The sequence below is a fragment of the Streptomyces sp. A012304 genome, assembly GCF_026008495.1.
In the GTDB taxonomy this organism is placed as follows: Bacteria; Actinomycetota; Actinomycetes; order Streptomycetales; family Streptomycetaceae; genus Streptomyces.
The window spans coordinates 134,887-142,910 of record NZ_BQUN01000095.1 but is presented as its reverse complement, the minus strand read 5'-3'; the positions used below and the strand labels follow the sequence as shown (position 1 = coordinate 142,910).

General features: G+C 67.6%; 6 protein-coding genes, 1 tRNA gene and 1 pseudogene. 5 read left to right on the top strand and 3 right to left on the bottom strand.

From position 1 onward, the window contains the following. Window positions 1-52: 52 nt before the first annotated feature. The gene (gene ileS, locus ALMP_RS20705) at window positions 53-3,226 is read right to left on the bottom strand and encodes an isoleucine--tRNA ligase (RefSeq protein ID WP_264930437.1); all 3,174 of its coding nucleotides are present in this window, start codon (window positions 3,224-3,226) and stop codon (window positions 53-55) included. Between the two features lie 351 nt (window positions 3,227-3,577). On the opposite strand from ileS, the gene ALMP_RS20700 reads away from it, so the two are divergent. Then, window positions 3,578-3,650: transfer RNA gene (locus ALMP_RS20700), tRNA-Ile, on the top strand. On the opposite strand, the gene ALMP_RS20695 is transcribed toward ALMP_RS20700, so the two are convergent. Further along, the gene (locus tag ALMP_RS20695) at window positions 3,642-4,157 is read right to left on the bottom strand and encodes a GNAT family N-acetyltransferase (protein ID WP_264930435.1); all 516 of its coding nucleotides are present in this window, start codon (window positions 4,155-4,157) and stop codon (window positions 3,642-3,644) included. The two genes, ALMP_RS20700 and ALMP_RS20695, sit on opposite strands and share 9 nt — an antisense overlap. Window positions 4,158-4,398: 241 nt before the next feature. On the opposite strand from ALMP_RS20695, the gene ALMP_RS20690 reads away from it, so the two are divergent. From ALMP_RS20690 to ALMP_RS20675, 4 genes are all read left to right on the top strand, one after another. After that, window positions 4,399-4,959 (top strand): SUKH-4 family immunity protein, encoded by a 561-nt coding sequence (locus ALMP_RS20690; protein WP_264930433.1) that lies wholly within the window; start codon window positions 4,399-4,401, stop codon window positions 4,957-4,959. A gap of 77 nt (window positions 4,960-5,036) precedes the next feature. After that, window positions 5,037-5,810 (top strand): transposase, encoded by a 774-nt coding sequence (locus ALMP_RS20685; protein ID WP_264930431.1) that lies wholly within the window; start codon window positions 5,037-5,039, stop codon window positions 5,808-5,810. Window positions 5,811-5,902: 92 nt separating this feature from the next. Next, window positions 5,903-6,415 carry an SUKH-4 family immunity protein gene (locus tag ALMP_RS20680; protein ID WP_264930428.1) on the top strand — a complete coding sequence of 171 codons (513 nt, stop codon included), beginning with the start codon at window positions 5,903-5,905 and terminating at the stop codon, window positions 6,413-6,415. Between the two features lie 175 nt (window positions 6,416-6,590). Then, entirely contained in the window at window positions 6,591-7,178 is a 588-nt protein-coding gene (locus ALMP_RS20675) for an immunity 21 family protein (protein WP_264930426.1), read from the top strand. Window positions 7,179-7,238: 60 nt separating this feature from the next. Here ALMP_RS20675 and ALMP_RS20670 read toward each other — a convergent pair. Beyond that, window positions 7,239-8,010, bottom strand: a pseudogene (locus tag ALMP_RS20670) (transposase). Window positions 8,011-8,024 lie beyond the last annotated feature (14 nt).

Below are 8,024 nucleotides of genomic sequence, written 5' to 3'. Positions count from 1 at the left end.
CCCGTGGGCCGCGACGTGCGGGGAACCCGTCGTCGCGGCCCAGGGAACAGGGTCAGACCGCTTCCACGCGTGCCTTCACCCGCGCGCCGTCGGCCACCGCCTCGGTGAGGGTGGGGTCCGTCACCTCCGCGTAGGTCACGGACGAGGCCAGTACCTCGCCCGCGAGGAGCGTCTCGTGCGCGCGGACGGCGTCGAGCACCGACTCCGGGGCGTCCAGCGTCAGCGCGATCCGCTGCGAGACGTCGAAGCCGGCCTCCCGGCGCGCCTTCTGGACCAGCCGGATCACGTCCTTCGCCAGGCCCTCGGCCATCAGCTCCGGCGTCAACGTGGTGTCCAGCACGACCAGTCCGGTGTTGCCGGGCAGGGCGGCCGTCTCGTCCGGGTCGGTCGCGACGAGGCGTTCGGTGTACTCGCCGGGCAGCAGCTCGATCCCCGCGACGGTCACCCCGCCGGCGTGCTGGACGTACTCGCCCGCCTTCACCGCCCGGATCACCTTCTGGGTGTCCGGACCCAGGCGGGGACCGCACGCCGACGGATTGACCGCGATCTCGAACCGGCCGTGCGCCGTGACATCGGTCGTCAGCTCGACGCCGCGGACGTTGACCTCGTCGCGCAGGATGTCGGCGAACGGCGCGAGGGAGTCCGCGTCGGTGGCCGCGACGACCAGCCTGGTCAGCGGCAGCCGCACGCGCAGACCGCGCGCCTTGCGCAGCGACAGCGCGGCCGACGCCACCTGGCGCACCCGGTCCATGGCGACGACCAGGTCGCTGTCGTGGGGCAGGTCACCGGAGGACGGCCAGTCGGTGAGGTGCACCGAACGTCCCGCGGTGAGTCCCTGCCAGATGCTCTCCGTGGTGTACGGCAGCAGCGGCGCGGCGACCCGCGTGGTCACTTCCAGCACGGTGTGCAGCGTGTCGAGGGCGTCGGCGTCGCCGTCCCAGAACCGCTTCCGGGAACGCCGCACGTACCAGTTGGTCAGCACCTCGGCGTGGTCACGGAGCTGCTCGCACGCCCCGTCGATGTCCAGGGCGTCCATGGCGGCCGTGATCCCGTCGACGAGCTTGGCCGTCCGGGCCAGCATGTACCGGTCCAGCACATGTCCGCTGTCGGTCCGCCACGTCCCGCGGTGGCCGGCCGCGCGGGCGTAGAGGGACTGGAAGTACCAGGTGTTCCACAGCGGCAGGATCGCCTGGCGGACGCCCTCGCGGATGGCCTGTTCGGTGACGACCAGGTTCCCGCCGCGCAGGATGGGCGAGGAGAACAGGAACCAGCGCATGGCGTCGGAGCCGTCGCGCTCGAACACCTCCCGCACGTCGGGGTAGTTGCGCCGCGACTTCGACATCTTCTGACCGTCGTCGCCGAGCACGATGCCGTGGACGAGCGCCGAGGAGAACGCGGGCCGGTCGAACAGGGCCGTGGCGAGCACGTGCAGGGTGTAGAACCAGCCGCGGGTCTGTCCGTTGTACTCGACGATGAAGTCACCGGGGTAGTGGTCCTCGAACCACTCGGTGTTCTCGAACGGGTAGTGCACCTGGGCGAACGGCATGGAGCCCGACTCGAACCAGCAGTCGAGGACCTCCGGGACCCGGCGCATGGTGGAGTTGCCCGTCGGGTCGTCCGGGTTGGGCCGGGTCAGCTGGTCGATGTAGGGGCGGTGCAGGTCGGTCGGGCGCACCCCGAAGTCCCGCTCCAGCTCGTCCAGCGAACCGTAGACGTCGACGCGCGGATAGCGCGGGTCGTCGGAGACCCACACCGGGATCGGCGAACCCCAGTACCGGTTGCGCGAGATGTTCCAGTCGCGGGCGCCTTCCAGCCACTTGCCGAACTGACCGTCCCGGATGTTGGACGGAACCCAGTTGATGTCCTGGTTGAGTTCGACCATCCGCTGCCGGAACGCGGTGACCCGGACGAACCAGGAGTCGACGGCGCGCTGGATGAGCGGGTTGTTGCACCGCCAGCAGTGCGGGTAGGGGTGGTCGTACGTCTCGTGCCGCAGCAGCACGCCCAGCACGTACGGCGCCCCGTCGCGCAGGTCCTTGATGATGGCCTTGTTCGCGTCGAACACCTGCGCGCCCGCGTAGGGGGGCACCTCGGTGGTGAACTCGCCGCGGCTGTCGACCGGGATCACGACCTCGATCCCGGCCGCGTCGGTGACCGCCTTGTCCTCCTCACCGAACGCCGGGGCGATGTGGACCAGGCCGGTGCCGTCCTCGACGGTGACGTAGTCCGCGGCCAGCACCTGGTGGGCGTTCTCCCGGCCGAGGAAGAAGTCGAAGGGCGGGGTGTAGGAGAGTCCGAGCAGGTCGGACCCCTTGAGCCGGCGCAGGACGGTGGGCTCCTCGCCCAACTCCCGGGCGTAGTGCGGGACCCGGGCTTCGGCGAGGACATAGCGCTCGCCGCCGTGTTCCGCGTCGGTCTGCACGAGCACGTAGTCGAGGTCGGGGTTCACCGCCACGGCGAGGTTCGACGGCAGCGTCCACGGAGTGGTCGTCCAGATCAGCGCGAGAGCGCCGTTCAGGTCGTTCTCGGGCGCGTTCGGCGCGGACAGCCGCAGACCGACCGTGACGGCGGGGTCCTGCCGGTCGAGATAGACGTCGTCCATCTTCGTCTCGGTGCTGGACAGCGGCGTCTCGCAGCGCCAGCAGTACCACAGGACGCGGAACCCGGAGTAGACCAGCCCCTTGTCCCACAGCTGCTTGAACGCCCACATGACCGACTCCATGAAGGAGAGGTCGGAGGTCATGTAGCCGTTGTCGAAGTCCACCCAGCGCGCCTGCCGGGTGACGTAGTCGCGCCACTCGGAGGTGTAGCGCAGGACGGAGGAGCGGCAGGCCTCGTTGAAGGCCTCGATGCCCATCTCCTCGATCTCGGACTTGTGCCCGATGCCGAGCTGCCGTTCGGCCTCGACCTCGGCGGGGAGGCCATGGGTGTCCCAGCCGAACTGGCGTTCGACACGCCTGCCGCGCATGGTCTGGTAGCGCGGAATGGCGTCCTTGACGTAGCCGGTCAACAGGTGCCCGTAGTGGGGCAGTCCGTTGGCGAACGGCGGACCGTCGTAGACCACGTACTCGTTGCTGCTCTTGTCCCCCGCGGGGCGGGACTCGACGGACGCGACGAACGTGTTGTCGGCTTCCCAGAAGTTCAGTACCTCGTGCTCGAGCTCAGGGAAGGACGGCTGGGCGGGAACGTTCGGGTACTGTGCCGGGTCGGGCTGACGGTCAGCCATTGCGGTGCTCCTCGCGCGGCGTGCGGACTCTGCCTGCGGGGACGACTGTCCCGGCCTGGGACGCCGCGGTACCACCCCGCTTGCCGTCCACGCACGGACGACCGCTCGATTGAGGCTGTGACGGGCCACTCCCGTCCGGTTCTACTCGGGAGTCGCCGGGTGGCGGTCCGTTTCTTCCGGAGGCTCCCCGGTGATGGCCGGATCGACGCCTGTGCCCCGAGGTTACCCCACCGGCCGACCGCCCGTGCAAGTCGGTTCCGGGGCGGCCACGGGGCCGTGGGGCGGGGTGCTCCCGGGCGGTCCGAACCGGCCCTGGTGGTCTGATAATCTGTCGGCGCGATTGTCGCAAAAGGCCTATAGCTCAGTCGGTTAGAGCGCTTCCCTGATAAGGAAGAGGTCAGTGGTTCGAATCCACTTAGGCCCACTCCGGGTGACGGATCATGCGGACAATGGGCATCTTTCCCCGCCACTGCCGCCGCTCGCCCGAGATCTCGAAGCCGTGGCGGGTGTAGAAGCGGATGGCCCGCGTATTGTAGACGGTCACCCAGAGGCATACCGGTCTTTCGCCCACCCATGACAGATATTCGTTCATGAGCCGGCTGCCGATTCCCCGGCCGCTGAATTCGGCGAGCACGTACATCGGGCCGATGCTCGCGACCTCCGCCTCGGCCCGATGCCCGCACAGGAACCCGACCGCGCGGGTGACCGTGCGCGCCACGCGACAGAAATGCAGGTCGGGGTGGTCGCGGGCGTCCTCGACGGCCCGCCGCCACTGGGCGACGCCCTCCGGCGTGACCAGCCGGCCCACGGCCTGTCTGATCCAGTCCTCGTCGATCCCGAAACGAGGATTCGGATAGCTCTCGAGCCAGGCCGTGAAATGCACCCTGCTCAGCGCCTCCGCGTCATCCGGTGACGGCGCGCAGGTGGTCACGTGCTGGCTCGTCGCAGGCGGCACGTCACTCGTTCCCTCCGGTGACCGTATTCGCGCGCTCGTTCACATTCTGCGCCTCTCCCCGCGTTCCACAAATCGATCAGAACGGTGCGCGGGGGCGTACGGCTGTTTCCGGTGGCCGGGAATTCGGGCTAAAGGCTGTCCCGCAAGTGCGGCCGTGCTCTGAGCAGAGACCGGCTCGATAGGGTAAGGACCGCAGCCGATCGAAGAGGATCGTTCGATGGCGACGTATGACCAGCTGACCGAGTGGGCCGGTCTGGGCCGTGTCACGCGAGCCAGACGGGACGTTGTGGCTGGCTGGCGGATCCCGGACTTCCTGAAGGTACAGCTCGTCGAGGTGGGCATTCCGGTAGCTCCACGTCTCATCGAGCGAGTCGTGATTCAGAGCGAGGCTGATCCGGTCCTGCTCACGTCCCGCGGCCCGCTCTACCGTCTCACCGAGCAGGCGGACCTCGATGAGCCGGCCGAGCGGTCATCGTTCGGCGTCGAGCCGGAGACCGGGGCGGTCTACTTCGTCATGCCGGACGGGGAGGCATGGTTCGCCAACTCGTGTGTCGACGTGTGGCTCGACGTCCTTCACCGTTACGGCAGTCGCGTCACCGCCTCAGAGCTTCTCAGCGAACCGGATGGCCCCGAGGAGTACCTCTCCGAAGAGGAGGAAGAGCAGGCTTTCGCCGAGCTGAACCGGCTGGCCGAGGAGCTGAAGGAGATCGACCCTCCGGCCTTCGAGGGCTACGAAGGGCTTCTCTGGCCGGGACTCCTGGATCGATGGCTCTACTGACCTTGGCCCGGTAGAGCCACGGCCCGTGTATCTGGAGCGCGCAGGGATGCTGGGCTCACCGCTGAGATGATCTACTTGTGGGGGCTGTGATCACGGCGTCGGAGCCGTCATGGATAGCGCCGTACTCCGGGCTGAGTCCGAAGCAGTTCGGGAAACTGATCACCGTGCTGTGGCGCGGAGGCCCGCACCTGGTTTGCAGGGGCCGTCCGTGGAGTCTGGCGCTGGAAGACCGGGTTCTGCTGGTCGCCGCCTACTGGCGGACGAACCTGACCTTGCGGCAGCTGGCTCCCCTGTTCGGGATCTCGAAGTCGGCCGCGGGCCGGATCGTTAGCCAGCTCGGGCCCTTGCTCGCGCTGCGGCCGCGCAGTCGCTTCAGCAGAGACACTGTGCTGATCGTGGACGGCACCCTGGTGCCGACACGGGACCACAGCGTGGCGGAGCAGTCCAAGAATTACCGCTACTCGACCAACCACCAGGTCGTCATCGACGCCGACTCACGCCTTGTCGTCTCCGTCGGCCGGCCCGTGCCCGGCAACCGCAACGACTGCAAGGCATGGGAACTGTCCGGGGCCAAGAACTCGGTCGGCAACACCACCGTGATTGCAGACGGCGGCTACCGCGGCACCGGCCTGGTCATCCCGCACCGCCGAGAACGCGGCCAGATTGAGCTACCGGCCTGGAAGGAAGCCCACAATGCCTCCCACCGCAAAGTGCGCGCCCGAGTCGAGCACACCTTCGCCCGCATGAAGACCTGGAAGATCCTCCGCGACTGCCGTCTGAAGGGCGACGGCGTCCGCCACGCCATGCTCGGCATCGCCCGCCTCCACAACCTCGCTCTCACCGGATACTGAACTTGATTGAGTGATGTCGGGGGCCCGCCGCAGGGTGGCAGGGGTCAGCTCGCGCCTTCCCGGTGTGGCCGGAGCACGAGGATGATGCTCGCGTGATCCGAGACTTCCCGCCGTTGCCGTTGCCCCAGTACGCCGTGGTCCGTATCGGCTGCTCACCAGGGGTGCCTGCTGAGATCGCCGCCGATCTGCGGGAAATCGGCGTGCCAGCAGGGCTGATCGGTTATGAGTACCAACCGCTGACTGAGGCGACACTCCTGGACGGGATCGGTGAGAGCGGGTTGGTCGTCTTTGGGTCCAGCGGCCTGTTCGGTCGGCTCGGCGTCGATGTGGCTTCGCGTCGCGTCGTGCAGATCCCCAAGATCGGGTCCGCGACCGCCTGGCACGTGAACAGGGATCTCGGGGCCTTCCACCGGTGCGTCGCGGGCACTATCGCCCGCTTCCCGTTCTACGAGGAAGACGAGGAGGACAGGTTCCAGGAGGTGGCGGACGAGCTTCGTCGGCTCCTCGCTGCTCTCGATGCCACCGCACTCGCAGACAACGGGTTGTGGGAGACCTTGTGCGATGACGTGGCGATGGGCGACTACGCGAACTGGGAGGAGGAATGAGTTACGTCAGTCCTCCAGGGTCAGGCCGGCGGTTGCGAGGCAGCCGTCGTAGTGGCGTGCGCGGAGTGCTCCCATCCCGTCCACCGTCGACCCAGGAGCTGGGAGAGTGCTGGGTTGAGGTCAGTCCAGATGTCAGGCGTCTCGCCCTGTCACAGGATGAAGGCAGACGGCGTGCATGAGTGACAGCGACAACACCAATCGCGACAGGCTCGACCTGACATGGGTGGAGTCCATGGGCGGCCCGCTGATCGTCGTTCCTGTGTCCGTGCTGCACCAGTGGAGCGGCTGCACCGAGGGCGGCATCATCGTCGGTGGCACCGACCAGCCGGACGATTACGACCGGGCCTGCGCCGTCGAGGGGTCCGCCGAAGTGATCAGCCTGGGTGATGCCGAGAGCACATCCGTGCTGGTGCTGGGAGACGAACCAGCCACGACCTGCTACCTACCCGAACGAAGGGTCTTCGTGCGGTGGCTCGGCGCCAACTCCGAAGCCGAGCTGGTCGCCGCAGCCGGTGCTGTCCTGAGCGATGAGGCGACGCCATGGGAGTACTGCGGAGTCTGGGAGACCGACGGCCCCGCGGTTCTGATGGACTCAGTCGAGGCCGGCGAAGACCTCGGCGTGCCCTACCCGGATGGCAAGGGTCAGCCGGATGAAGCCCCGGTGCCCGTGCCCGCAGGACGATGGAGAGTCCGCGCGTTCTACAAGATCGACGGGTCCCCTTCGGTTGGTGTGGTGCAACTCCTGCCAACAATCGGTCCTTGATACCTAAGGGCTGTCCCGTAAATGATCTCAGATGTGCCTGTTGACCTGCTCGTTTCTTTGTCACCCTGCGAGGGTGAGGTTGTGCAGGCGGGCGATGCCGAGCATGGCGTGATGGACGCCGTCGCCTTTCAGGCGGCAGTCACGGAGGATCTTCCAGCCCTTCATCCGGGCGAAGGTGTGCTCGACGCGGGTGCGGACCTTGCGGTGGGAGGTGTTGTGCTCCTCTTTTCCAGGCCGGAAGTTCGGCCTTACCGCGTTCGCGGCGGTGTGGGATGACCAGGCCGGTGCCCCTGTAGCCGCCGTCCGCGATCACCATGGTGTTGCCGACGGCGGCCTTCACGCCGGACAGGTCCCACGCCTTGCAGTCGTTGCGGTTGCCAGGCACTGGTCGGCCCACAATGACGCTCATGCGAGTGTTGGCGTCGATGACGACCTGGTGGTTGGTGGAGTATCGGTAGTTCTTCGATTGTTCGGCAACCTTGTGGTCGCGGGTGGGTACCAGGGTGCCGTCCACGATCAGCACTGTGTCCCTGCGGAACCGTTTGCGTTGCTGTGGTGCCAGCGACGGCCCGAGGTGGTCGATGATGCGGCTGGCTGCGGACTTTGAGACCCCGAACGGCGGGGCAGGCTGCCGCAGGGTCAGGTTCGTCCGCCAGTACGTGGCGACCAGCAGGAGCCGGTCCTCCAGCGGCAGGCTCCAGGGCTGGCCCTTGCGGACCGGGTCCGCACCCTCGCGCCGTAGCGCGGTGATCAGCTTGCCGAACTGACGCGGACTCAGCCCGGTGAACGGGGATATCCAGGACGACTCCGACGCCGTGATCCCACCAGCCACAGCAGGATCGTCTC